This is a genomic window from Ilumatobacter sp. (assembly GCF_039969435.1).
Classification (GTDB): domain Bacteria; phylum Actinomycetota; class Acidimicrobiia; order Acidimicrobiales; family Ilumatobacteraceae; genus Ilumatobacter_A.
On record NZ_JBDVNU010000025.1, the window covers coordinates 16,706 to 42,488 of the forward strand.

General features: G+C 63.0%; 14 protein-coding genes. 6 read left to right on the plus strand and 8 right to left on the minus strand.

From position 1 onward, the window contains the following. Positions 1-252: 252 nt before the first annotated feature. From ABJK40_RS13215 to ABJK40_RS13225, 3 genes are all read right to left on the minus strand, one after another. Positions 253-2,814: a heavy metal translocating P-type ATPase gene (locus ABJK40_RS13215; protein ID WP_348478526.1), complete on the minus strand. Its 2,562-nt coding sequence runs from the start codon at positions 2,812-2,814 to the stop codon at positions 253-255. A gap of 72 nt (positions 2,815-2,886) precedes the next feature. Next, a complete protein-coding gene (gene ctaD / locus ABJK40_RS13220; protein WP_348478527.1) occupies positions 2,887-4,806 on the minus strand; it encodes a cytochrome c oxidase subunit I in 1,920 nt (639 codons plus the stop codon). A gap of 425 nt (positions 4,807-5,231) precedes the next feature. After that, entirely contained in the window at positions 5,232-5,624 is a 393-nt protein-coding gene (locus ABJK40_RS13225; protein ID WP_348510310.1) for a hypothetical protein, read from the minus strand. Positions 5,625-6,001: 377 nt separating this feature from the next. On the opposite strand from ABJK40_RS13225, the gene ABJK40_RS13230 reads away from it, so the two are divergent. Next, positions 6,002-6,523 (plus strand): sigma-70 family RNA polymerase sigma factor, encoded by a 522-nt coding sequence (locus ABJK40_RS13230; RefSeq protein ID WP_348478529.1) that lies wholly within the window; start codon positions 6,002-6,004, stop codon positions 6,521-6,523. Between the two features lie 264 nt (positions 6,524-6,787). Here the strand turns inward: ABJK40_RS13230 and ABJK40_RS13235 are convergent, their stop codons facing one another. Then, positions 6,788-7,663, minus strand: coding sequence for a M23 family metallopeptidase (locus ABJK40_RS13235; protein ID WP_348478530.1), 876 nt, complete (start codon positions 7,661-7,663; stop codon positions 6,788-6,790). Positions 7,664-8,445: 782 nt separating this feature from the next. Beyond that, the gene (locus ABJK40_RS13240; protein ID WP_348478532.1) at positions 8,446-8,982 is read right to left on the minus strand and encodes a hypothetical protein; all 537 of its coding nucleotides are present in this window, start codon (positions 8,980-8,982) and stop codon (positions 8,446-8,448) included. 209 nt (positions 8,983-9,191) lie between these two features. Between ABJK40_RS13240 and ABJK40_RS13245 the strand changes: the two genes are divergently transcribed. Together ABJK40_RS13245 and ABJK40_RS13250 are read left to right on the plus strand one after the other, a co-directional pair. Next, positions 9,192-9,458, plus strand: a complete 267-nt coding sequence (locus tag ABJK40_RS13245) for a metalloregulator ArsR/SmtB family transcription factor (protein WP_348478579.1) — start codon at positions 9,192-9,194, stop codon at positions 9,456-9,458. Positions 9,459-9,555: 97 nt separating this feature from the next. Continuing rightward, entirely contained in the window at positions 9,556-9,960 is a 405-nt protein-coding gene (locus tag ABJK40_RS13250) for a DUF3703 domain-containing protein (RefSeq protein WP_348478533.1), read from the plus strand. Positions 9,961-10,278: 318 nt separating this feature from the next. Here ABJK40_RS13250 and mobF read toward each other — a convergent pair whose 3' ends face one another. Together mobF and ABJK40_RS13260 are read right to left on the minus strand one after the other, a co-directional pair. Then, positions 10,279-14,571, minus strand: coding sequence for a MobF family relaxase (gene mobF / locus ABJK40_RS13255; RefSeq protein ID WP_348478535.1), 4,293 nt, complete (start codon positions 14,569-14,571; stop codon positions 10,279-10,281). A 1,089-nt stretch (positions 14,572-15,660) separates the two neighbouring features. Further along, complete coding sequence (locus ABJK40_RS13260) at positions 15,661-15,804, minus strand: hypothetical protein (RefSeq protein ID WP_348478538.1); 144 nt, start codon at positions 15,802-15,804, stop codon at positions 15,661-15,663. A gap of 238 nt (positions 15,805-16,042) precedes the next feature. Between ABJK40_RS13260 and ABJK40_RS13265 the strand changes: the two genes are divergently transcribed. Together ABJK40_RS13265 and ABJK40_RS13270 are read left to right on the plus strand one after the other, a co-directional pair. Further along, complete coding sequence (locus ABJK40_RS13265; protein WP_348478539.1) at positions 16,043-19,543, plus strand: helicase-related protein; 3,501 nt, start codon at positions 16,043-16,045, stop codon at positions 19,541-19,543. Then, on the plus strand, positions 19,540-22,311 hold the full coding sequence (locus ABJK40_RS13270; protein WP_348478540.1) for a DUF1156 domain-containing protein: 2,772 nt from the start codon (positions 19,540-19,542) through the stop codon (positions 22,309-22,311). The genes ABJK40_RS13265 and ABJK40_RS13270 overlap by 4 nt, the downstream gene beginning before the upstream one ends. Before the next feature lie 93 nt (positions 22,312-22,404). Here ABJK40_RS13270 and ABJK40_RS13275 read toward each other — a convergent pair whose 3' ends face one another. Further along, positions 22,405-22,548 carry a hypothetical protein gene (locus ABJK40_RS13275; RefSeq protein ID WP_348510311.1) on the minus strand — a complete coding sequence of 48 codons (144 nt, stop codon included), beginning with the start codon at positions 22,546-22,548 and terminating at the stop codon, positions 22,405-22,407. Positions 22,549-23,020: 472 nt separating this feature from the next. Between ABJK40_RS13275 and ABJK40_RS13280 the strand changes: the two genes are divergently transcribed. Beyond that, positions 23,021-25,567 carry a DUF499 domain-containing protein gene (locus ABJK40_RS13280; RefSeq protein WP_348478541.1) on the plus strand — a complete coding sequence of 849 codons (2,547 nt, stop codon included), beginning with the start codon at positions 23,021-23,023 and terminating at the stop codon, positions 25,565-25,567. The last annotated feature ends 216 nt before the right edge of the window (positions 25,568-25,783 follow it).

Sequence of the window (25,783 nt, forward strand, 5' to 3'; positions counted from 1 at the left end):
GACCTTCAGCCGCTGCCGACGCAATGCGTTTCGGGGCGATGCGGGCGGGGCGAAGAACGACCGGATCTGCTGCGAGATACCGCCGAATCGTCGCTCGGTCCAGATCGACGGCGTCGTCGCCGGACGCCGGTCGAACAGCGACGAGGATCGCAACGAGTAGTCCGGCGGCGACATCGACGCCGACGCCGGTGAACGAAACAGCTCCGATCTCAGACAACTCGCTCGTTACCAATCAACCTGAGCAGCATCGACTCAACGCGAAGTGCTTGCGCTGGTCGATTCGTTGCGCCGATAGGCAAGTAGTCGCAGCGCATTCGCAACGACGACGAGTGTGGATCCCTCGTGGAACACGACTGCCGGCCCGATACCGACGTACCCGACGAGGGTTGCGGGGATGAGGAACGCAACCATTCCGAGACTCATGTACAGGTTCTGCTTGATGACCCGGCTCGCCTTCCGACTGAGGCCGATGATCACGGGAAGTTTTGCGAGTTCGTCACCCATCAACGCGACATCCGCAGTTTCGAGCGCCACATCGGACCCGGCCGCTCCCATCGCGATCCCGACCGTTGCGTTCGCCATCGCCGGTGCGTCGTTGACCCCGTCGCCGACCATCGCAACTTTGCCTTCCTCGCCTCTCAAACGCTCGATCGCTGAAACCTTGTCGTCGGGCATGAGGTCACCCCAAGCGTCGGTGAGTCCGACCTCGGCGGCGATCGACTCCGCAACGAGCTGGTTGTCGCCTGAGATCATGATGGCCCGTTCGATCCCGAGTGCGCGAAGGTCGTCGATCATCTTCTTCGCTGCTGGCCGGGGGGTGTCGCGTAGCCCGAAAGTTCCGAGAAACCGGTCGCCATGTTTGACGACCATGATCGTTCGTCCCCGGCCGAGCAAGCTGTCTGCTGCTGCGCGGACGGATTCATCGATGCCGCCGGTCTCTTCGAACAGCCTGATGTTTCCGATGAGGACTGTCCGGTCGTCGACCACTGCGCGAACCCCTCGCCCAGTGATCGATTCGACGCCGCTGACGGCTGGGATCTCGCGGCCGGCGATTCGTGCGGTGCCGTCACGGACGATGGCAGCCGCCAGTGGGTGGTCGCTTCGGTTCTCGACCGCGATGGCGACGGAGAGCAGTTCGGCCTCGGCGACCCCGTCCGCGGCGACGACATCGGTGAGACGGGGTTCGCCTTCCGTCAAGGTACCGGTCTTGTCGAACGCGATTGCGTTCAACGTGCCGAGGTTCTCGAGTGGTCCGCCTCCCTTGACGAGCACACCGATCTGGCCGGCGCGTGCGACCGCTGCGAGCACGGCGCTCGGCGTCGCGATCGCAAGCGCGCACGGGCTGGCAGCGACGAGGACCGACATTGCTCGATAGAACGAGTCCGACAGTGACGATCCGAGTGCTGGCCCGGCGACCATCACCACGACGACGAGGACGAGGACGGCTGGAACGAAGACGCGTTCGAACTTGTTGGTGAACTGCTGTGTCGGTGACGCCTGCGTCTCGGCTTCGCGAACCATCGTCGCAAGCTTCGACAGCGACGAGTCCTTCGCCAATCGAGTGACGTACAGATCGATCTGGCCGCTGCCGTTGATGGTCCCGGCAAACAGCTTCGATTCGCCAGAAACCTCGGTGGGGGCGTTCGCAGCGGCAGCAACGTCGTCGACGGGTGACTTGTCAACTGGGATGCTCTCGCCGGTCAGCGGCGCCTGATTGACACTGCTGGTACCGGACACGACGAACCCGTCGGCTGCGATCCGCTCGTTCGGCTTGACCACCACGGTGTCGCCGACAACTAGTTCCCCGACAAGCACTTCGGACTCGTTGCCGTTGCGGCGCACGATCGCGGTCGGCGGTGCGAGATCGGCGAGTGCTTCGATGGCTTGGCGGGCGCGCCCCATCGCGTAGCCCTCAAGCGCATGTCCCACGCTGAAGAGCGCCAGGAGCAGCGCCCCTTCCTCCCACTTGCCCAGGATCGCTGCGCCAGCGGCAGCGACAAGCATCAAGAAGTCGATTTCGAATCGCTTGTTGCGGATCCCATCGATTGCTTCGCGCAACGTGAAGTAGCCGCCGAAGAACCCCGACATGATGAACACTGCGGTCAGGACCGAGTCGTCGAGCCAGCCGGCGAGCTCCGCGGCGAAACCACCGATCCACAACAACGCCGACGTGATCGCGAAGATCAGTTCGCTGCGTTCACCGAACGGCCCGCTGTGTACGTGTTCACCCGATCCATGATCGTGGCCGTCGTCCTCTGCGTGCTCGTCACGACCGGTTGCGTCATCGGGTGCCGTTGCCGATGAGTCGCCTGCCTTCTTCGGCCCGGGCTGGCTTTCGTGAGCGTCGACGGTGGGCGTCGTTCGGCTCGCTGGCTTGACGCCGACACCGTGACGCGCCAGAACGTCTCGGATGTCGCCTTCGGAAGTCGCTCGACGGTCGAACTCGACACGCACGAAACCCGGTGAGACCTCGGCCTCGGCGACCCCGTCGATCGATCGGAGGCGTTCCGCGACAGATCGTGCCCTGCGAGTGTGCGTCACTCCGTTGACGTCCCAGAAGATGTGGGCGAACTGATCGGTGATCTCTGCGCCCGACGCACGAGCGAGGCTTCGAATTCGAGCGACGCTCGTCGCCGACGAATCGAAGTGCAGACACAATTGACTCGGGCCGTCTCCGTCGGACGCAACCAGGTGCACGTCGGACACCCCAGTGCTCTTCGACAAGATCGCCGTGAGCTTGTGGACGCAGCCGTCGTCGTCACCAGGGACGTGCGGCAGCAACACTGGAAGGTCGAGCTGCACTGTCTCGTTCACGCCTGCCACCCCTCACCGCTCGGGTGCTCCGTTCCGTCAATGCGCCACAACATCTGCACAACTATACAGGTATCATGATGATGTGTCGTGGGTCGCGTGAGCGGCGAGCGCCGACGATGGCGTCGTCTCGGGTGGGTCGAAGTCGTCGGGGCTGGCGTCCGCTGGCTCGAGTGCCCACCCGAACATCGCGGCGATGACAATGGCGGCACCGAGTGCGATCAGCCAGGCGGTGTAGATCACTCCGTAGGCCATGACCGGGAGGCCTGTAGCGAGCACGATCGGCCAGTACGACGGCGACGGGAGATGTATGTGTCCGTCGGCGTTGGCTTCTTCTTCGGCAACGATCTCTTCGAGGGTGGCGCGGCGTACGTAGTCGTGGTGACCGTCTTCGCCGACGTCCTCGTACTTGCGGTGGAACACCTCGTCGAGCGCATGCACGGTCGGGGTGCGATCGAAGTTGTGCGGCTTGGGCGGGTTCGTGGTCAGCCACTCGAGCGAACGCGCATCCCACGGGTCGAGCGGAGCCGCCGGGCCTCGACGGCTGATCCAGGTGTTGATCAAGAACAGCAGGATCCCGATCGCGAGCACGAACGTGCCGATCGTGGACACGAGGTTCCAGAACCCGAGGTTGAAGAACCCTTCACCAGCGCGTGCCTCGGTCCATCGGTACATGCGTCGGGGTTGGCCTTGGAGACCGATGATGTGCATTGGTCCGAAGGTCATGTTCATCCCGATGATCATCAGCCAGAAATTCCACTTACCCAGCTTCTCGTTGAGCATCTTGCCGAACACCTTCGGCCACCAGTAGTAGAAGCCGGCGAACAGCCCGAGTACGGCGCCGCCGAAGATCACGTAGTGCAGGTGAGCAACGATGTAATAGGTGTCGGTCTGCTGCGTGTCCGACGGTGCAACAGCGTGGGTGACGCCCGACAAGCCACCGATCGTGAACTGCACGATCAATCCGACAGAGAACAACATGGCGGTCGTGAACCGCAACTTGCCGCCCCACATGGTGAGCGTCCAGTTGATGATCTTCACGCCCGTCGGTACAGCGATCGCCATCGTCGACACCGAGAACACGGCGACCGAGATAGGCCCGAGACCCGAGGCGAACATGTGGTGAGCCCACACACCCCAGCCCACGAAACCGATCGCTGCGCCGGAGAACACGACGAAGGGGTATCCGAACAACGGCTTCTTCGAGAAGACCGGCAGGATCTCGGAGACGATGCCGAACGACGGCAACACGAGGATGTACACCTCCGGGTGACCGAAGATCCAGAACAGGTGCTGCCACAACAACGGGTCGGCACCGGCCTCCACGGAGAAGAACGTCGCGTCATAGGACCGCTGAAACATCAGCAGGAACAACGCGACGGTGATGACCGGGATCGCAAACAGCAGCAACATCTGGGTGATCAGCGCCATCCACGTGAAGATCGGCATCTTCATCAACGACATGCCCGGGGCGCGCATGTTCAACACGGTCACGATCAGGTTGATCGCACCGACGAGCGAAGCGATGCCGGTGATCTGCAGGCCGAGGCCCCAGAAGTCGACGCCATTGCCGGGCGAGAACGGGACGTCGGAGTTCGGGGCGTACATGAACCAGCCACCGTCGGCGCCGCCGCCAAGAATCCACGACGAGTTGAGGAACAATCCACCACCGAGGAACACCCAGAACGACAGCGCGTTGAGCCGCGGGAACGCCACGTCGCGGGCACCGATCTGCAACGGAATCAAATAGTTTGCGAACGCTGCCGCCATCGGCATCACAAACAAGAACACCATCGTGGTGGCGTGCATGGTGAACATCTGGTTGTACTTGTCGGCCGAGAGGATCGTCCCGTCGGGCCGCGCAAGCTGGAGGCGGATGAGGCCCGCCTCGATCCCCCCGACGAGGAAGAAGAACATGGCTACGACGCCATACATGATGCCGATCTTCTTGTGGTCGACACTAAACGCCCACGAACGCCAACCGGTGGTTTGCACCGGCCGACGCAGATAGCCGAACGACGTCGATGCCGTGACGGCGTTCGGCGCGACGTTGCTGGGTGGTGATGGTGTTTCGACTTCTCGTTCGATGATTGCCATACGGATTCAGGAACTCCTCGACGGTGCGATTCTTGAGGTGGTGTTGGACGTGTGTCGCGGGTCAGGCCAGCGCGATCCGGATCACCAGGGGCGGTTCTTGCGGGCTTTCCAGACGACGAAGGCCCCGATGGCCAGTACTGCCACGATGCTGAGCCCGAAGACCACAGAGCCTGCGGACGAGTTCACCGTGGTGTCGTCGACGGCGCTGCCGGGTGGCGACGACGAACGCATTCCGGCTGCAGTGGTTTGGTCGATTGACAGTACGAACAAGATCCCGACTCCGGTTGCTGACAGACCCCTGGCAACCGACTGCATGGCGCGACTCATCGTTGCGGCGGACCGGCCGAAACGACATGCGCCGGCGGCGCGGCCCGTCGCACCGGCATCGGTCGAACCGGAGCCGGTGCCGTCGGGTGGGTGGACACGAGCCACACGAGCGCCAGTCCGACCATCTGTGCTACGTGGTGGATGCCGCCACCGGTTGTCAGATTCTCGTTGACGAGATCGATGATTGCGAAGACCGGGATCGCGATTCCCAGTGTGAGCGCGAGCGGCATCAGGCCGCGAGCGCGACCGGGTCGCCACGCTGCGAGCAGAACCGCCGCGGCGAACGCTGCGCCAAAGGCACCGAGGTGTTGGCTGTCGTGGATGGGTGAGGCGTCGCGTCCCGCGAGCACCCCGGTCAAGGCGAACACCAGCTCGATGACGGCGAGCACCGCGAGACTCGCGCGAGCCGACTGGTACGGCCACCGACGAACGTTGCCGCTGCGGGCGAGTGCCGGGGTTGCGATATCCGGAACTCTCTCAGCCGAACGCACACGCAACGTGCGCGTCACGGTGCCGACCGACGCCCACCACTGCGAACATCCGGCGCATCGACCGAGGTGGCGATTCGCGACCGCCACCTCGTGAACGCCCGCCTCTTGGTCCAACTGTGCCGACAGGACCTCTCGCGCTGCATCGCACTCCATGGCTAGAAGTGGCATGAGATGCCCTTTCAGTTCCATTGCTCGTCCACTTGTCGAGTTCTGCGTTCGGATTGACTTCACCCAGTGGTGCTGACCAGCGCCCAGCGCTGGCACACTGCGCTGGCATGTTCGATCTCGACGCAACCGCTCGCGCTGGCCGCGACGGCGATCAGATAGCGCTCGAACAGTTTGTGCGTGAGGTCCAGACCGACGTGTGGCGATTCGCTGCCTACCTGACCCGCCCCGAAGACAGTGACGATCTCGCGCAGGAAGCGCTGTACCGGGTGATCAAGAACCTGCACCGGTGGGAACGCGGCTCCGTGCTCACGTGGGTGCTCGGGGTCACACGCAACGTGTGTCGCGAAGACATCCGACGTCGCACCGTTCGTCGCACCGATCCTGTCGCCGAACCTGTGGTCAGTCCGATACTCGACACGACCGACGCGGTCGACACGATGCAGTTGTTGGCGGCGCTTCCTAACGATCAGCGCGAGGCCATTGTCCTGACCCAGTTGATCGGGCTTCCGTACGCCGATGCGGCTCGCGTCGCCGGCTGCCCGATCGGGACGATCCGGTCGCGGGTCGCACGCGGCCGCAGCGCACTCGTCGACGCGCTGGGTAACGGCTCGATCAGCGACTACGGCTGAGCCCGCGTCTCCCCGCACGCCAGGTTCCGCAGATGAGTCCTGCTCAAGGTTCAGCCGCGTACGCCTTCGAGATCGGAAGTGCGGGGACAAGCGCGAAGTCTGATGGTGGAAGCTCGTCCGGCGGCGACGGGTTCTGCTCGACCGTCTGCGAAGCCGCTCGACGTCCGTTCGTGAGGTCGAGCGCCGAGCTGACGTAGCACGCCGATCTCGGGGCCGACGGCTGCAGCAATCGCATGCGGATGATCGGAGGCTGTGCTGTCGAGATCAGGCTTCGAAGATGACGTTGGGGTCGCGTTGCAGCAGCGGGAACGAGTTCGCTGCGACGTTGTTCGGGCGATACTCGAGGTGCAGGTGATAGTTCGTGCCCGACGGGACGCCCGAGGTCCCGGTGTTGCCGACGTAGCCGATCGTCTGACCCTGCAAAACCTCGTCGCCGACCTCGAGGCCCTCTTCGTGGCTGCCCATGTGGAAATACTTGAAGGTCGTGTCGGTCGACTCGTCGTACAGCGTCCAGCCGTGTCCGGCACCGGAGGTCTGGCCCGAATCAAGATAGCGATTCGTCAAGCGACCGTCGACGGTGGCACGGATCGGGAGACCCTCGTCAGCCATGATGTCAACGCCCTCATGTGAACGACTGCAGTTCGAACCGCGACAGTCGCCGAAACTGTTGCTGGCGTAGCAGTAGTCACCGGGGCCGACCGCGATCGGGAACAGGATCTCTCCCGGTCCCGGCGGTTCGACTACGGCCTCCGGAACCACGCGTACGGCGGGCGCGAGAGCGCTCGCCGGTCGGTTCAACGACGTCGTCCCCGTCGTCGCCGGCACTTGGGCAAGTACGTGATCGGCGTGGGTCAACCCGTACGCACCAAGCATGCTCGCAACGGTGAGGAACCGGCGCCTCGACAGTCGGGCTCGTGTCGCTGATGGCGTCGTGGTCAGTGTCGGGTCGTGTCGGTCAGGCATGCGTGCTCCAAGGCCGGTTCGTGGCATTGATGTCCGCGGCAGCGGTTGGCGCAAGCCATCGCAGACGTTACGGATCAGTGTCGATCGCGCGTCGGTGCGACATATTGGCGCGGATCGCGGTCCGACACAACGTCGTACACCACCAATGTCTCTACCGCCGACCTTCCGACGTGACATCTGAACGCACAGAATGCGAGGAGCGTCTGGCAGCGTTGAAGCCCACGTGAAAACCAACCGGTGCTCCAATCCGCCCGGTTGCGAGGGCCGAAGCGCCGAACGTCAGTGCGAACAAGGCGAGGCCGGGAAACTCGACGCGACGGAGATGGATCGGCATTGAACAACCCCTCCACGAGCAGCCAACGGGCGACGTCAGTGAAACCGGGTGGCGAGCGAGCGCTGCAGAAATCCTCGGCATACGAGTTCTTCGACGATCGGGGCGCCGATCGCGACCATCACGATCAGCACGACAGTCGCGAATCCACCTGCTCGATCGACGAGGTCGCGAGCGTTGCCATGGAATCGTTCGTCGGAGAAGGTGTTGGACCAGACCGATCGCACTGGCCAATACGGCAGCGGGACGGCGACCAGTTGGATGAACACTCCGTCCGGGATGATCAAAGCATCGCTGACCTTGGCAGAGGCCTGACAGTCGACAACGAAGACGGCCGCGCCGACGCGTCGCGAGACGAACGAAGTACCACGACCGGCACAGTCCACGACGCGAGCGTTGCCACACCGAGCAGTGGAATCAGGATGTCGGTTGCGTCACTCCCGGACCCTGCCGCGCTGATCACGGGCAGCGACACAAACTGTGCAATCACCCACCCGATTGCCCCGCAACCGATCGACAGCTGTGCCTTGTCGGATTTCTCGGCGTTCACGCTCGAGGCGCTCGTTCGGTCGCATCGACACTGCCGCTACGCAGTTTGTGCTCGACCCACTTTGCACAGACATTGCGATCACGCTTGGTCACCTGTTCGGCTGACCGAGAACGCCTCGCACGAGGCAATCTGATTCCCGTCGGCGGCGGTGAGTTCGCTGATGAGACGATCGACGAGCAGGTTGCGCTCCTCAGCCTGCAGGTTTCGGGCGTGCAGCTCACGGTGCACACCTTGAGCCGTCGCTGCGTCAAGATCGTCGGCCACGTGTCCGATGTCGTCGTGGAGCGACAATTCGGCAACGGCGGGGTCGTAGGAGGTCTCGCACAGACGCTCGACCACGCTGCTCACTTCGACATCGTCGAAGAACTGACGCTCGAGAAGACTTCCGGCGCCGAGCCCGAACGAGACGCCACACACTCCGCCGACCACGATCACACCCGGGCCGAGCACAGCAAGACCAGACCGCCTCGACGGCCGCCCCGCGATGCTCGACCCTTCAGTGACCTTGCCCTTCACATAGAGCAGCGAGACGCTGAACAAACCGATGATTCCCCCGACGTACGCGAACCCCCAGGTATTGATGAGACCGGCGCCGGCGTGCGCCAACAGAGTCACGCTGTAGTCAAACGGGACGAAGGCGGGCGAGCCGAGAAGGCTGTGCTCGTGGGTTGCGACATCACGCCAACGAGTATATCTTCACGTCTGTGCAGGTTTCTCCCGTGACTGGAATTGATCGATGTGTCGAGACTCGGATTGACGAGGGCCGAGTCGAATCCGTTGCGGCCAATGTCGTCAGTCTTGACGAGGCCGTCGACCTCGCCGAGATGTTCCGGTTGTTGGGCGACCCCACACGTGTTCGCATCCTGTACGCGCTCTTGGAGGCCGGTGAGCTGTGCGTGTGCGATATCGCGGCCGTTGTCGACACGAATGAAACAAAAGTATCTCAGGCCATGCGACTCCTAAGAAGCGCGGGGGCGGTCCGGAATCGGCGTGACGGCCGCAACGTGTTCTACCGTCTCGATGACGTCCACGTTCGCATGCTGCTGGACCTGTCACGCGAGCACCTCGCCCACACCGTTGCGGAGAATTGACAGTGTTCGTGCCTCGCAACGATCTCACTCACCGAGTTGGAGGCTTCGGAATGACCAAGGCCCGGTCGGTCTGCCCGGCGCAAAGAAGCGAGGCCTGATGCGCCGACGACCGCCGCTACACGACGTGGTTCGAGTCCGCATTGCCGAACTCGTCGAGAGTGCTGCCCGAGCGCACGTGATCGGTGATCAGGCGACTGCATGGCGTCAACTCGAAGATGCTCACGTCTTGTCCCAGCCCTGGGTCCGACCGCACCTGAGAGTGCACGCACACATGCTCGGCTTCGCCTTGCGCCAGCGAGACATTCGCGAAATCGCTGGCCAAGTCGGCAGGCTCCTGCTCGCCGGACCGGGCAGCGTCACCGGCCGCTACCCCATCGGCAACACCGGCAGATCCCGAGTGTCAGCGTTCGCAGCCATGCCCATCCGAGACGACCTCGCCGACCTCCTCTCGACTGCTCCGAGCGCTCCACCCTCTGATGAAACCGGACCAGCCAATTCATGACCGAAGCAATCGACACGCAGGTCGCCGCACGTATGCGGTGCAGTCGCCGCCGACCTCGGGATTGATCGATCTGCTGCGATCGGCGCGATGACGGTTGCCCTCGGTCGAAGCCCGATCTACGGCTGACGGTCGGGCCCGGCGTGCAACGTCGACGATCACGACCGCCGTGTGGGGCGCTGCCGCTCGTAATGTTCCGGCTACCACGCAGGCACCTGAGCGATATCCGGCATTTCGATCGGTCGGACTTACCTTCAGGCTCGGTGCTTCTTCGTGGGAAAGTGTCCGATATCGCTCCATCGGCATTGCCGGAGAGGACGCTCACGTATGGGGTGATAGATCCACGACGGGATCGGACATCGACGGTTCGGCGGGTGTCGAAAGACGTTCGTACTCTGTCTGTAGGCGGGGATCTGACGGCGGTCGTCCACGGGGCTGATCAGAGTCGATGTCGGCCAGTTCGCGATAGGTCGCGATCTCGGTGATCGCAAGACGGAGCGATGCAGCATCGATCGGCTGATCGAGGCGAGCCATCTCCTGGATGAGGTTCTCGATCCACGGCTCCTTGCTGGTGACGGCGGTGTAGGCGAGGTGGTTCGAGCGGCGGGCGAGAGCGCCGTCGAGTACCGGGTCGATCCGTTGGCCCCAATCCCACATAGCGACATCAGCCTCGGCGTGTTCAATCCGCCTATCGAGATCATCCAGCCTCTCGTGAAGCCGGGCGATGTGCTGTTCAATGATCGGCGTAGGCAACTCGGGATCGTCGAGAGTGGAGCGGAGCGCGAGGAGTTGCCGTTCCAGGGGAGCTCGTTCGTCGGTGAGTCGGCGGAGTTCGTGGTGGGGGTCGCGCTGATCGATGGCGGCTTCGATCTCGGCGATCGTGGCCTCTTCGGGGGTGTCGACCATGGTTGCTCGGAGTTCGTCGAGCGCTGCTTGCGCTGTCGAAGGGAGTGGCTCGGGCCAGTGGTGGAGAGCGTCGGCTTGGTTGGAGATCTCGGTGAGTTCGTGGTGTTCGACGATGTGGGGCCAGTGTTCGAGGATCCAGTCGCGCCGCGCTTCCCGGCTGGCGTTCGCGACCTTCAGGGCTTCGCCCTTCTCCTTGATGGTGAGCTTGCTGTGGAGCAGGGATTCGATGATCTTGCGCTGGTCGGGAGGGGCGGTGGCGAACAATGCGTCGAGTTCTTGCAGGCGTTCTCGTGCGGTTCGTAGCTCGATTGGGGTCGAGGTTTCGGGTGTAGGCGACGGTCGGTGTTCGGCGAGCCAGGCGTGGGCATCGAGCGCTCGGTCCATGTGGGCTCGCCATTCATCAAGGAGGTCCGCGTCGGTGGGTGCTGGTCCGTAGCCGTGGGTCGCAGGGTCGAGGTGTTGGGTGTCTCGCCATGCAGCGAGTGCTCGGATTTCGTCGTCGTAGACGACTGCGCCGGCTGGGGCGGTCGGCCGGTTACCGAGCCAGGTGTCGAGCCAGGGTGGTGGTGTGGCTCGGAGTTGGTGGGTGAGTTGTCGGGTGCGGTGTTGGATCGCCGCTGGGACGATTGCGGGTTCGTCCGGGTTGATTCCCTGCTTGCCGAGTGCGCTGTTCCATTGGGTGACGTGGCGTTCGGTCGTGTCGCTGAGTTCGTCGAGGTAGCTCGTCGCTCGTTCGCCGATGTCGGCGGGTTCGGGATGGTCGATGGGTTTGAGGTCGGACCATGGCATGGTTCGGGTTCGGGTGTGTTTGCCGTCGCTGGTCGTGAATTGAACGCTTGCGGCTCCGGTCGTGTCGTGTAGGTGGGTGATGGTGCCGACGTTGTCCCAATCGAGGGCGTTCACCCGGCCGCCGACGTGCATGAAGGACCGATGCGACTTGGCACGTTCGAGGGCTCGTGCAGCAGCGGTGGGGTTCGTGAAGCCGTCTGCTTCGAGCTGTCGGATCGTGTCTCGGATGTGCTGCTGGCGGGCGGTGAGGGAGCCGAGGTGATGCTCATGTGCGACCCGTGCGATCTCGCTCAGGTGCGGTGCCTGGGCGATGGCAAAGCTCTTGGCTTGGGATCGTTCGAGCGTTGTGATGAGGTCGTGTTCGGGGTCGTCGACGTGTTCCGAGGGGAGTGGGATGGCGTGGTCGGTGTGCGGACGTTCGCCGATGCTTGCGGCGTCTTTGGTGGTGGCGTAGAGGTGGGCGGTGTTGCGGGCGCGAGAGAGGGCGACGTAGCCGGCTTCTCGGTAGAGGCCGGCGGGGCCGACGACGAAGATGTCGTCACAGGTCATCCCTTGCGCTTTGTGGATGGTGGTGGCGTATCCGTGATCGACATGCCCGGATCGGACGTAGGCCCCGGTGAGTCGGATGGTGCGCTGGTTGCCGAGTTGCAGATCGACCTCTTGGGTTTGGTGGTCGATCGCTGTGATGGTGCCGATCATCCCGTTGTCGACACGGCATCGTGAGTGTGTGTCGAGGTCGTAGTGCCCGATGTCGTTGCGGAGGGCGACGATGCGATCACCGACCTGGAAGTCGTTGCCGCCGATCGTGAGGGCTGTTCCGGTGAGGGTTCCGGACGCTGCTGCTTTCTGGCGGGCGAGCGTATTGAGTGCTCGGGCTTCGGAGCGGGTGCCGGCGAGCAGGTGAGCGTTGGATCCGGTTTCGTGGGCGGTCCACCAGTCGCTGACGGCTCGCTCGTGGAGAGCTTCTCGGGTGTCCGTGAGGGTCACTCGGTCGTGGTCGGTGTACGCGTTCCAGGCGGTTGCGATGTCGCCGTTGCGGAGGTGGTCGAGGGCGTGGTGTTCCCATTTGTGGTGTTGGCGCCGGTTGATTGTGAGGTGTGCAGCGCGGTCGCCGAGGGCTTCGAGTGCTGCTGCGAAGCCGCCTCCGGCGTTGACTTCGGGGAGTTGGTGGTGATCACCGACGAGGATGACTTTGGCACCGACGGTGCGGGCGTCGTTGCACACGTTCCACAGGTCGATGGTGCCGGTCATGGCGGCTTCGTCGATCACGATCACATCACTCGACGACAGCGTGTTGACGCAGGAGCTACGGAATCGCGGGATCGTGTAGGCGTCGATGCCGGCGCCGTCGCCGAGTTCGCGGGCTGCTCGGGCGGATGGTGCGACGCCGATCAAGCGTCGGCCGGCGGCTTCGAAGACGTGGCGGACGGTGTTCATTGTGTATGTCTTGCCCGTTCCCGCTCGCCCGACGACGACCTCGACGGGGAGCCCTTGTGTGCAGATTCGTCGGATGGTGTCGGCTTGGTCGGGGCCGAGCGGTCGGTCTATCTGGGCGAGCACCTCGTCGACGAATACAGGGTCGAGCGCCTGGTGGGGCTGCGGGATGGGAGCGAACATGGTGGTGAGGTCGTGCTCGATGTCGAGCAACCTCTGCGTGGTCCATCGCTGTTCCCAACCGGCGTCGGCTCCGTCTTCGGTGGGGAGTGGGATGAGTTCGGGGGAGGCGAGTACGGCGTCGGTGAGACGCTCGACGAGACGAGAGTTGCCGTGCCGGGAGAGTTGTTCGGTGACGGTGTTCTGGACGTCATGTCGGGTCACGACGGCATCGGTCTCGGGGAGCCTCCACGCCACGGACGCGACGAATTCGGCGACCGTGACGGACTGTTCGATTCGCTCGCCGGTCTCGGTATCGACCGCCTGGACAGCGATGAGCGTGTCGGTGGTGAGCGCGCGCTCAGGGTCGAGCAGTGTGGCGTGTGCGAGGAGTTCGGCGACGTCGGCGGGGGAGTAGTCGACGCTCGCCGCGTCGGCCTCCCAGTGTTCGTCGAGAGTGTCGTGATCGATGTCGAGCTTCTTGGAACGCGTGGCGAGCATCGCATCACGAGCCGCATCAGGTCCGTCGAGCCCGAGCCGATCGAGTTCGGCTTCGATCTCGGTGCGCCGCTTCGAGAAGTGCTTGACCACACGACGGGGGATGCCAGCGATGTCGGCAACATGGTTGTGCACGGTGTTCCACTCGACGCCAAGACGTCGGGACAGTTCGTTGCGCAGCACACTCTGATACATCGCTCCGGCCGCCAACTTGGAGCGGTACAGGGCCTGTCCGTCGAGCGCCGACCACTTTCCGTCCGGCCCGCGAGTCAGGTTCGCGACGAGGACATGGGTGTGCAGATGCGGGTCACCAGCGCGACTGGTGCGGTGCCGAAACCCGGCAGCGATGAACCCGACACCGGGAAGTCGGCGGGTCCCGAACTGCTCGAACGGCGTCGCCTTCGCTTCCCGATTGTTGGACCCACGGCGCACGAAGCACGCCTCTCGCTCCAGCCAGCGGACCGCTTCCTCGACGGCGATGTTGGTGGCCTCGACGACCTCGGCACGCACGAGCGGGTCAGCAAGTGCGTACAGGACGCTGACCGATTTGGGTGCCGAGAACGTGAGGTCGAAACCGGGGACACGGTTCTTCCAGGTCTTGACCTGGTCGCCGTTCGGGGTGAGCCCGGTACCCGGATTGAGCCCAGCGAGTACAGCGCGGAGTTGGTCGCCCGTGACTTCGTCGGTCAGGTCGAGGGCTTGGTTGGCGAGTCCGAGCCAGCGGCCACGGGTTTCACCGGCGCCGGAGTAGTAGTCGTCGATGCCGTCCGCGACCTGTCCGAGGTAGTACTCCTCGGCACCAACACGGAGCTTCCACAGCGACAACATGACACCCCCAACAGGCCCCACTCGCGGTCGACCGTTACACGAAACTTCGGCGCCACAGCGCCGGTGCAGCACCCTGGTGCATCTGTGCGACTCTCAGATTGCTCCGGTCGGGTCGTGTCGGGCCCGTTCGGCTGTGGATCGGGTCGTGCGTATTGACGTTCGGCGCAAAGTCCTTTGTAACGATCGGTGCTCGGCGGGGCCTGTTGTGGGTTGAGTGACCGTCGACGTTCGGAGTCTGCGGCTCGACGAACAGGAGTACGGGAATGCCGAGACGAAGTGAGACGCCGGCTGAGCGAGAAGCACGGGACCGGGTGAAGCAGCGGTACGACGCTCAGCTTGCAGCGATCAACGACTTCTTCACGCGAGAACGGCGGATCGAAGCGCTGCGATGCGATGTTGTGACGCTCGAGGCCGAGCAAGGGGCGGCGGCGGTAAAGTTGGCTGTAGCGACGAGTGTCGCACAGGCAGCCGAGATCCTCGGTTGGACCCAAGCGAGAGTCCGGGAGGCGACCGGACCTCGTCGCTCATCGTCGGTGCGAGCCGGCGAAGCCGAGGGCCCGACCAACTTGCCGGGAAGCGCATCATGATGACCGATATCGGTCGAGTTGCGGTGTTCGAACACATGTTCGTAGAGTGTCAAGCGATGAGCCTCCCGGATCACGAACTCACGGCGCTGATCCGGTCTGCCGCCATGGCCCCACCGAAGTCGAAGGTTGGCGTCGACCGTGAACAACTCATCGAGTCGCTCGAAGAACTCCTCCAACAACGCAGCCTGCTTCGTCGGCTCGGCGACGATCTCCGAACGGTGGCCAGAAGCGGCGCATTGGGGTCGCCGAGAACTGGAGTGCAATGAGTGACTCAACAAAGCCCGAGCCCGCATCATCAGCTTGGATTTGCTCGTCGTGCGGTCGCTTCGTAGTTACGGACGGTCGGTCACCGGAGCGACACCGGTCGACTGCTGGTGCCGAGCAGGCCGACTTCCTTTGCTACACCGGTACCTCTCAGGCGATCGATATCCGTTCGGCCGGCGGGACCTGCATCCAATAGGCGGCGGGCCGTCGCGACTGCCGACGGGCTGTCGCAGAGCGATCAGCTCTTCGTGTTTTCCATGTAGCGGTGCGGCCCGAAGAAGCCGACGTGGACCTTGCCGGTCTTTCCCGCTGTGTCGTCGTAGAAGTACACGCGCGGAATGTTGCTTCCTCCACCCTCCGCGATCTTGAGATGCGAGAGCATCTCGATCGTTCCGTCGGATGCGAGAGTCTCATCGACGGGTAGAACTCGTGCAGCGCGTAGGCGCGAGTTCTGGACCACTGTGTCCGACTCCGTCATCGAGAGCTTCTTCGGTGTTGCGGGCCACGTATCGTGATGCGGAGAGTGTTCGCACCATTGCCAGAAGGTGTCGGTTCTGTACTCTCTAATGCGATGACGGATCGACGGGCGGCAAGACGACTGGGTTCGTCCACGGCAACAAATGACTGACCTTGCCGCGATTGAAGTCGGCAAGCGCTACTCAGGAATTCGGGCCGACGCCGAAGTAACCGTCATCGTCGTTGAGCGCAACGGCGAATCATCGGTGACGGTGACGTACCGCGATGGTGAAGGACGTCTCGACGAACGCGTTGTCACCGCCGACGACGCGGCGAACATCTCAGAGGTCTCCTCGCGTCGGTGGTCGTTCGACGCTGATGGCGCGATGTTCCGCTTGGCATCTGAAGCGCGGCGAATGAAGCACGCGCACTTGGCAGACCCGTTTGCGGCGGTTGATACCTCGAACATCGAGCCGTACCCCCACCAGATCGATGCCGTGTACAACAGGTTTCTCGAACAGAAGCCGTTGCGTTTCTTGCTCGCTGACGACCCCGGCGCTGGCAAGACGATCATGTCAGGGCTGCTCATCAGAGAGCTGATGCTGCGTGGTGACGTGGCGCGTTGCCTCATCGTTGCCCCGGGCTCGTTGGTCGAGCAGTGGCAGGACGAGATGTGGGACAAGTTCGGGCTGCACTTCGACTTGATGTCGAGGGCATCGGTCGAGGAGTCCCGGACGGGAAACCCGTTTCTCGAGAAGAACATGCTTGTCGCACGCGTGGACCAGTTGGCGCGGTCAGAGGAGCTGACGGCCAAGGTCGAGCAGTCCGACTGGGACCTCATCATCGTGGACGAGGCACACAAGATGTCGGCGCAGCGGTTCAAGGACAAGCTGAACAAGACGAAGCGGTTTGCGCTCGGCGAAGTGCTTCGTGATCACACCCGGCACTTCCTTCTGCTGTCAGCGACCCCTCACAACGGCAAGAACGAAGACTTCCTCGCCTTCATGACACTCATCGACGAGGAACGATTTGCCGGACAACTTCGCGGCGATGAGGTTCCGGACGTGTCTGACGTGATGCGCCGGCTTGTCAAGGAGAATTTGCTCACCTTCGACGGCAAGCGGTTGTTCCCGACACGCACCGCCGAGACGCTTCGATTTAAGTTGTCGGGTCCGGAGCAACGCCTGTACGACGAGGTGACGGAATACGTCAAGACCGGCATGAACCGGGCAGACCGGATGCGGGAGGGCGGTGACAAACGCCGGGGCCTCATCGTCGGTTTCGCCTTGGCCGGCCTGCAACGCCGTCTTGCGTCTTCACCTGATGCGATCTACCACTCGCTCCGTCGACGTACCGAACGATTGGACAAGCAGTCTCGCGAGTTGCGCCGCCTTGCCGCTGGTGGCGGGCTGGTCAAGGTGACTGATCTTCCGAAGGGCATCAAGCTCGGCGACCTTGAAGATTTCGACTATGACGACTACGACGACGCTGAACTCGAAGACCTCGAGAACGCGTTCATCGACGCGGGCACGGCGGCGGCCACAGCGGACGAACTCGCTGCAGAACTCGTCGAGCTTCGCGAACTGGTCCGGATTGCGAACGACGTGCGCAATTCCGGCGTCGACACGAAGTGGTTGCAGCTTCGAGATCTGCTGCGTTCAGATGAGTTCCGAGAGGGTGAGACTCCTCGGAAGTTGATCATCTTCTCTGAGCACAAGGACACCTTGCACTACGTCGCCAACCTGGTTGTCAACGAACTGGGTCGGCCCGAAGCAGTGGTCACTATTCACGGTGGGATCAAGCGTCACGACCGTCGTGAAATCCAGGACCGGTTCCGGGTCGACCCGACCGTCCGGGTACTCGTCGCAACCGACGCGGCCGGCGAGGGCGTCAACCTGCAGACCGCCAACCTGATGGTCAACTACGACCTGCCGTGGAACCCGAACCGGCTCGAACAGCGCTTCGGACGCATCCATCGGATCGGCCAGAAGTTGCCCTGTCACCTGTGGAACCTCGTCGCTCACGAGACTCGCGAAGGCATGGTGTTCGAGCGCCTCTTCGAGAAGATCGAGCAGCAGCGGGGTACCTACGGCGATCAGGTCTACGACGTGCTCGGAGACCCGCATCTGAACGTTTCGCTTCAAGAGTTGCTCATCAAAGCGATTCGCGAGGACGACGAAGCGATCCGGACCAGATTCATGGATGAAGTGATCGACTCCGACATCGGCAACCAACTGGAGGACGTGCTTCGAGAGCGAGCGCTCGTTGGTGGGCTCGGCGTCGAAGCAGCGACCGACGAGATCCGTGACCTGATGGAACGAGCGAAGGCGCGACGCTTGCAGCCTGGTTTCGTCGGTTCGTTCTTCAAAGCTGGACTCGAGCTCTACGGAGGTCGAATCACCAAACGCGAGGCTGACCGCTTCGAGATCACCCGGGTGCCCGCCGCGATCAGAACTCACGCTGACCGAAGTCTCGGCCACGTCCACGATCGGTACTCCCGAATCACGTTCGACAAGCGAGCTATCCAGCCAGATGGCGAGCAACGTGCAGAGCTGGTCGCTCCGGGCACCCCGCTGCTCGCAGCCGTGGTCGACAAGGTGCTGCTCGACCACGCCGACACGTTGCAGCGAGGCGCAACGCTCGTCGCTCCTGATGACGATCGCACCGAGCCTCGGCTACTCGTTTACATCGACCACACCATCTCGGACGGCCGATGGAGCGATGGACATCGTCAGGTCGTGTCCCGGCGATTCCAGTACGTCGAGATCGACAGCGCCGGCAACGTCACGCAGCCAGGGGACGAGCCGTACATCGCCTACGCACCGCCGACGCCGGAAGAACAGGCTGTCATCGATTCCCACGTCGACGACGGGTGGGCAGACCGGACAGCGGAGAACGACGCAAGGAACTGGGCTATCGAGAATCTTGCGGGGCCGCACTTCGCAGAGCTGACGACGATTACCAAGACAAGGGTCGCGAAGGTGCGCGCTGCTGTGAGGAAGCGGCTCGAATCCGAGATCCTCTACTGGGACCGGCGTACTGAAGAGATCAAGGAAATGGAGCTAGCAGGCAAGAAGCCGCCGCTCAACTCCGGCAACGCCCGCGCTCGGGCGGACGACCTCGAGGCACGCCTCGCTCGCCGCCGCCTCGAGCTCGACCTCGAAGAGAACCTTCACAACAGTCCACCGACGATCACCGGTGCGGCACTTGTTGTCCCGCAAGGCTTCCTCGATCTCCACCAATCGGACGCCCCGACCGCGGTCGAGCCCGAGGCCGACAAGGCCGAGACAGATCGCCGAGGGGTGGCGGCGGTGATGGATGCTGAGCGTTCGATCGGTCGCGTGCCGACCGAGATGCCTCATCACAACATCGGCTTCGACATCGACTCCGTCGACCCGGTGACCGGCATCCACTACTTCATAGAAGTGAAGAGTCATCTGCCTCGAACCGAGGAGATTCATGTCAGCGCGCCACAGGTTCAGAAGTCGAAGTCAAATCCGGATTGTTGGCGCCTGGCCGTCGCATCCGTGCCCGACGACCCGGCTGGCACTCCATTGGTTCGCTACCTCGTCGACCCGTTCGCAGACACGATGCTGAACTTCGCCCAGACCGGCGTACCGCTGAAAGTCGCCACCCTTCTTGCAGAAGCCGGAGATCCCCAATGACGTACAAACCGAAGCTGATCGAGGTGGCGCTGCCCTTGATGGCGATCAACATCGAATCGAAGAAGCAGAAGACAATGGGGGCGGCGTCCCACCCGCAGAGCCTCCATCGTTGGTGGGCTCGCCGGCCGCTCGCCGCTGCCAGAGCCGTACTGTGGTCTTCTCTAGTGGACGATCCTTCGGGAGACGATCGGCTTTCAGACGTGGAGCAGCAGGCTGAGCGTGACAGGTTGTTTGGAATTCTTGAGCAGCTAGTTCTCTGGAAAAACTCGGAGAACCCCGCTGTTCTGGAGTCGGCGAAGGCTGAGATTCAGCGGTGCTTTCCCGACGGTGCTCCTCCGGTAATCGATCCCTTCGGTGGGGGCGGAGCCATCCCGATTGAGGCCCAGCGACTCGGACTGGAGGTGATAAGCGGCGACCTCAACCCGGTTGCTGTGCTCATTCAGAAGGCGATGATTGACGTTCCGTATCGCTTCGCTGGTCGCAACCCAGTGCACCCGCATCTCGCGAATGAACTAGCTCAATGGGGGCGGGCAACCGGGCTGGCGGCTGACATCGCCGAGTATGGCGCAGCGCTGGCTCGCCGAGCAGAGGAACGGATCGGAAGCCATTATCCGCGGCCTGCCGACAACCCCGAAGCGAAACCGCTGATCTGGATCTGGGCTCACACGGTTGCTTCTCCCGATCCGAGCTGGCCGGGGAGCGTCCCGCTGGTTCGATCTTGGATCCTCTCGAAGAAGAAGGGCAAACCTGTCGTCTGGATCGAGCCTGTGATTGATCGGGCCTCGCACGAGATCTCTTATGTGGTTCGCCATGGTGGCGAACCGGCCGCTCCATCCGTGGATGGCGGCGTGGGCACCTGTGTAGCAACAGGTGCTGCCATCTCCGGCGAGTTCATCAAGCATGAAGCGACGGCTGGTCGGATGGGAAGCGATCTCCTCGCAATCGTTGCCGATGGCCCGGAAGGGCGTGTGTACGTATCTCCGTCGCCGGCGGATGTATCGGCAGCCGATGTCGACCCACCAGAATGGAGACCAGCGGGCCGGAACCCGGAGAAGTTGACCGGCGGGACCGTCACCCCATACGGCTTCGACGAATGGTGGAAGCTCTTCACTCCCCGACAGCTACTCGCCGGAACGACCTTTTCCGACGAACTGAAATCGATCTCCGCCGATGTGCTCCGGGACGCGATTGCGGCAGGTCTGGCCGATGACGGCGAGCGATTGAGCGACGGTGGGGAAGGTGCCCAGGCTTATGCCGATGCCGTGACCACGTATCTAGCCTTCGTGGTCGACAAGTGCGTCGAGCACTGGACGTGGATGTGCACCTGGCACAACGGAAACGAGCAGTTGCGAAACGCATTCGGGCGTCAAGCAATTCCGATGACATGGGACTACTGCGAGGCCAACCCATTTTCAGGGCGAATGGCGAGTTGGGCATCCCAGCTCTCTGGCGTCGTCAAGGCGGTTCGAGACTGTTTGGTTCCACCCGGTTCGGCGCCTGGCAGGGCAGAACAGGTGGATGCGCGCGCGAACATGTTGAAACACTCGCCGGTTGCGTTGTCTACCGATCCGCCCTACGCCGAAAACATCAGCTACGCCGACATCGCCGACTTCTTCTTCGCTTGGATGCGACGCAATCTCTCCGATGTCTGGCCCAATGAATGCGCCACGCTCGCGACGCCAAAGGCAGGCGAGCTGATTGCCAATCGACACCGGCAGGGTTCGCTGCGCGCTGCGGAAGAGTACTTCCAAGAGGGCATGGGCGAGTTCATGCGGGCGGTCGCAGCGTCCCAAGCAGACGGGGTTCCTGCCACGATCTACTACGCATACAAAGCAACCGAAACGCGTGATGGCGTGAAGGGGTCGACCGGTTGGTCCACCTTCCTGCAGGCGATAGTCGACGCCGGAATCCAGGTGACGGCGACTTGGCCAATGCGAACCGAGCTGGGGAAGCGGCTAGTTGCGTCAGGCACAAATGCTCTCGCCTCGTCCATCGTTCTTGCCTGCCGACCTCGGGCCGCGGGGGCACCGATGGCGACCCGGGCGGAGTTTGTCGCCGCTCTCCGTTCAGAACTTCCGGCCGCCATTCGATTGCTTCAGTCTGGGAGCATTGCGCCAGTCGATCTTCCACAATCGACGATTGGACCGGGAATTGGAGTGTTCTCGCGCTATTCACGTGTCGTCGAAGCGGACGGGTCCGCAATGCCGGTCTGGTCAGCTCTTGCGATCATCAACGACGAGCTTGGTGAAATCCTTGATGGCGAGGAATCGGAGATGGACAAGGACAGTCGTTTCGCGCTCTCTTGGTACAGCCAGCACGGTTACAGCTCCGGTGCCTCGGGTGATGCCATCAGCCTCGCCCAAGCTAAGGACACCTCCTTGACCGGACTCGAGGAAGCCGGCATTGGTGAGACACGACAAGGCCAGTTCTCCCTCTACCAGAGAGACCAGCTCGCTCCGGATTGGACGTTCTTGGGAGATAAGCGCCCAACGGTGTGGGAGACAACGCAGTATCTCATCGCAGCACTGGAACGCTCGGAGTCCGAAGCGGCATCGCTTCTACACACGCTGGGGGGCTATGGCGAACGAGCTCGCCAACTCGCTTACCTGCTGTTCAAGGTTTCGTCCGACCGCGGGTGGGTGGTTGAGGCCGCGGCGTACAACTCGTTGATCGCTGCCATGCCAGCTCTCAGGGCTGCCGGAGGTTCACGTGGGGATGAAATGACTGAGAGCCCAGAGCTGGACTTCGAAGCACGAGGAGAGAACTGACATGGTGATGCCGAACTCAGAGCGTCTACAGAAGGCGCTCGATGTCTTCAGGGACGGGCTCGTCCCGGCGTGCGAGGCGACCTTCTCCGGCTTCTACGGAAAGGACTGGGTGGCCCAGATCAACTCGAAGTCGCACTCGCCGGACCCGAACGCGTCGCCGACGGACGTGTCGTTCCTACTCCGCTCGATGAAGATCACCTGGAACGACGTCTGGGGACACAACTTCTCGCCGACCATTCGGTCGCTCGTCTTCGAGGTCGCGGACTCTCGCAACAAGTGGGCGCATCAGGCGTCGATGTCGTCGGACGACACGACGCGAGTGCTCGATTCGATGGAGCGAGTTCTCGAAGCGCTGGGCAATGTCGACGAACGCAAAGTGCTCAAGGACCTTCGTCGCGACCTGCTACGACAGATGTTCGACGAAGAGGCCCGCTCCGAACGTCGCAAGACGGCGGCCAAGCCGACCGAAGGTCAGCCGACTGCTGGCTTGACACCGTGGCGAGACATCATCAGCCCGCACTCCGATGTTGCGGCTGGGACGTTCGAGCAGGCCGAGTTCGCCGCCGACCTCTTCGAGGTGGCGTCAGGCACCGCCGACCACGAGTATCAGGACCCCGCAGCGTTCTTCGCCCGGACCTACATGACAGCGGGCCTCACCGATCTGCTCATCGGTGCCGGCCGCCGACTCGCCGGTCAGGGTGGCGACCCGGTGATCGAGCTGCAGACCAACTTCGGTGGCGGCAAGACCCACTCGATGATTGCGCTCTACCACCTCGCATCAGGCGTGTCGCCGTCGAAGCTCGTCGGTCTGGGTGAAGCCCTCTCCGAAGCCAACGTGACACTGCCAGGTGAGATTCGCCGCGCTGCTCTGGTCGGCCAGATGGTGTCGGTGTCCGCACCGTCCTCTCCCGAAGAAGGAGTGGTGCTCCACACATTGTGGGGCCACCTCGCCTATCAACTTGGCGGCCGAGAGGGCTACGAGATCGTTCGTACTGACGACGAGAACTCAACGAATCCCGCGTCTGCGCTGAAGAGGTTGTTCGAGCAGTTCGGTCCGGCCGTCGTGATGATCGACGAATGGGTCGCATACGCCCGTCAGTTGCGCGACGGAGGTGACGGTGAGCGGCTCGTCGGCGGTGACTTCGACACGCAGTTCACGTTCGCTCAGACGCTCACCGAGGCAGCTGCCGCCGTGAAGAACGTCGTAGTACTCGTGTCGATCCCAGCTTCGGACATCGAGGTCGGCGGGACGCGTGGCAAGCAGGCGCTTGAGCGGCTGAAGCACGTGGTGACCCGCAATGCAAAGCAATGGCAGCCGGCCTCGCCGGACGAGTCGTTCGAGATCGTTCGTCGTCGCCTCTTTGATCCGATCACTCCTGACAAGGCTCGAGTGCGTGACGGCGTGATTCGAGCCTTCTGTGAGATGTACCGAAATCAGCGAGCCGACTTCCCTTCGATGGCGGCTGAGGATGAATACCGACGGCGGATGGAGCTGTCGTATCCGATCCATCCGGAGCTGTTCGACCGGCTGTTCGGCGAGTGGTCGTCCCTCGACAAGTTTCAGCGCACCCGAGGTGTGCTGCGATTGATGGCCGAAGCGGTGTCGGAGCTGTGGCAGCGGGGCGACTCGTCGCTGCTGATCATGCCGGGCACACTGCCCATGGATTCCGGTCCGCTCGTGGCTGAGATGCGCAAGTATCTCGAGGACGGGTGGGACCCGGTGATCAAGTCTGATGTCGATGGTGAGAACGCCCTGCCGCTGGCCATCGACAAGGAGAACAAGCACTTCGGTCGGATCTCAGCCACTCGGCGCGCTGCGCGCACGGTCTACATGGGATCAGCAGCCCGGCCTGACGGCTCTCGCGGTGTCGACATCAAGTCCGTTGTGCTCGGGTGCGTCCAGCCAGGGGAGTCGCCGGCTCAGTTCGCCGATGCACTGAAGCGCCTCGCTGGCGCAGCCACGCACCTCTACGTCGAGGGCTCTCAGTACTGGTACTCGTTACAGCCGAACTCGACCCGACTCGCCGCCGACCGCGCCGGCTCGAACTACACCGACCGCGACGCCGACGACGAGGTTGCTCGACGCCTGCGGGGCCAGTCCCGTGGCGTGTTCGAGGCCATGCAGATTTTCGCCGAAGGTCCGGGCGACGTTCCGGACGACGATGACGGTGTACGCCTCGTCGTCCTCTCGCCGAACGTCACGCATCAGGCAAACGACACCACTTCGACAGCGATCGATCTCGCCAGCAAGATCCTCGCCCAACACGATGGCGGCCCGCGCCACAATCGCAACATGCTCGTCTTCGTCGCCGGTGCGGCGAACCGTTTGGCGGAGCTTCGAACGGCTGCTCGTCTTCACTTGGCCTGGAAGTCGATCGCCGAGGACCACGACCTCCTGAACCTGAACCGGCACCAGGAGAAGCAAGCTGCGGAGAGGATCGCTGAGACCTCGAAATCAGTCGACAGCTTGACCGGTGAAGCGTTCACACTGGTGCTCACACCACACCAGGCCCCCGGTACCTCCGAAATTGTGTGGCAGACGACGAAGGCATCGGCGAGCGGTGACCTTGCCGATCGCGTCGCGAAGAAGCTGGCGACGGAGGAAAAGCTCATCCAGTCGTACGGCGGGGTCCGAGTGAAGATGGATGTCGATCGCTACGAGTTGTGGAGCGAGCGGCACGACATCGCGCTGCGAGACCTCTGGACGAAGTACGCGCGGTTCCCGCACCTGCCCAGACTCACCTCGGTCGACGTGTTGAACGGAGCCGTCAGCGACGGCACGAGCAACATGAACTGGCAGCAAGAGACGTTCGCCTATGCGGAAGCTCACGACGGCGAGACCTGGGTCGGCATCACAACCAACCAGATGGTGGTGCCCGCCCCCGGTGGCTGGCTCATTCACCCAGGCCACGTTCCAGCTCCCAAGGCCGAGACCACGGACGATGACGGCGATTCGTCTGATGGTTCATCGGCAGATGAGGGCGCTGGTGACAGCGCGAGCGGGTCTGGTGCGGCGGGCGCTGAACCCTCCGGGCCGTCGGTGAATTCGTTCTATGCTCTGTTTGACCTCGACCGTCTGCGCGGTGCCGCCGAACTGGCGGACATCCTTGAGCACGTCGCAGCCCGACTCGGCGAGAACGTGACACTCTCGCTTGAGCTGCGAGCCGAAAGCTCGGACGGATACGACGACGCTGCCCAGCGAGTAGTCAGCGAGAACGCGTCCAACCTCGGAGCCAGGGCCGCGGAGTTCGAGTAGAACCGATGCCCACCTGCGATTCGCATAGATCGCGTTCGCGTTCACGCACGAGCGTGTTGGTGTACGACCTGTGGCTTTAAGAGGTCGAGGGTTGGATCTTCAATCCGGCGATGTACAAAATCGAGACGGAACTGACTCGTTCGAACGCGACCAGATGGAACACGTAGGGAGTGCGGTACGTGCAGTTGCGACGTCACGCGATCTTTGACGGCTAAT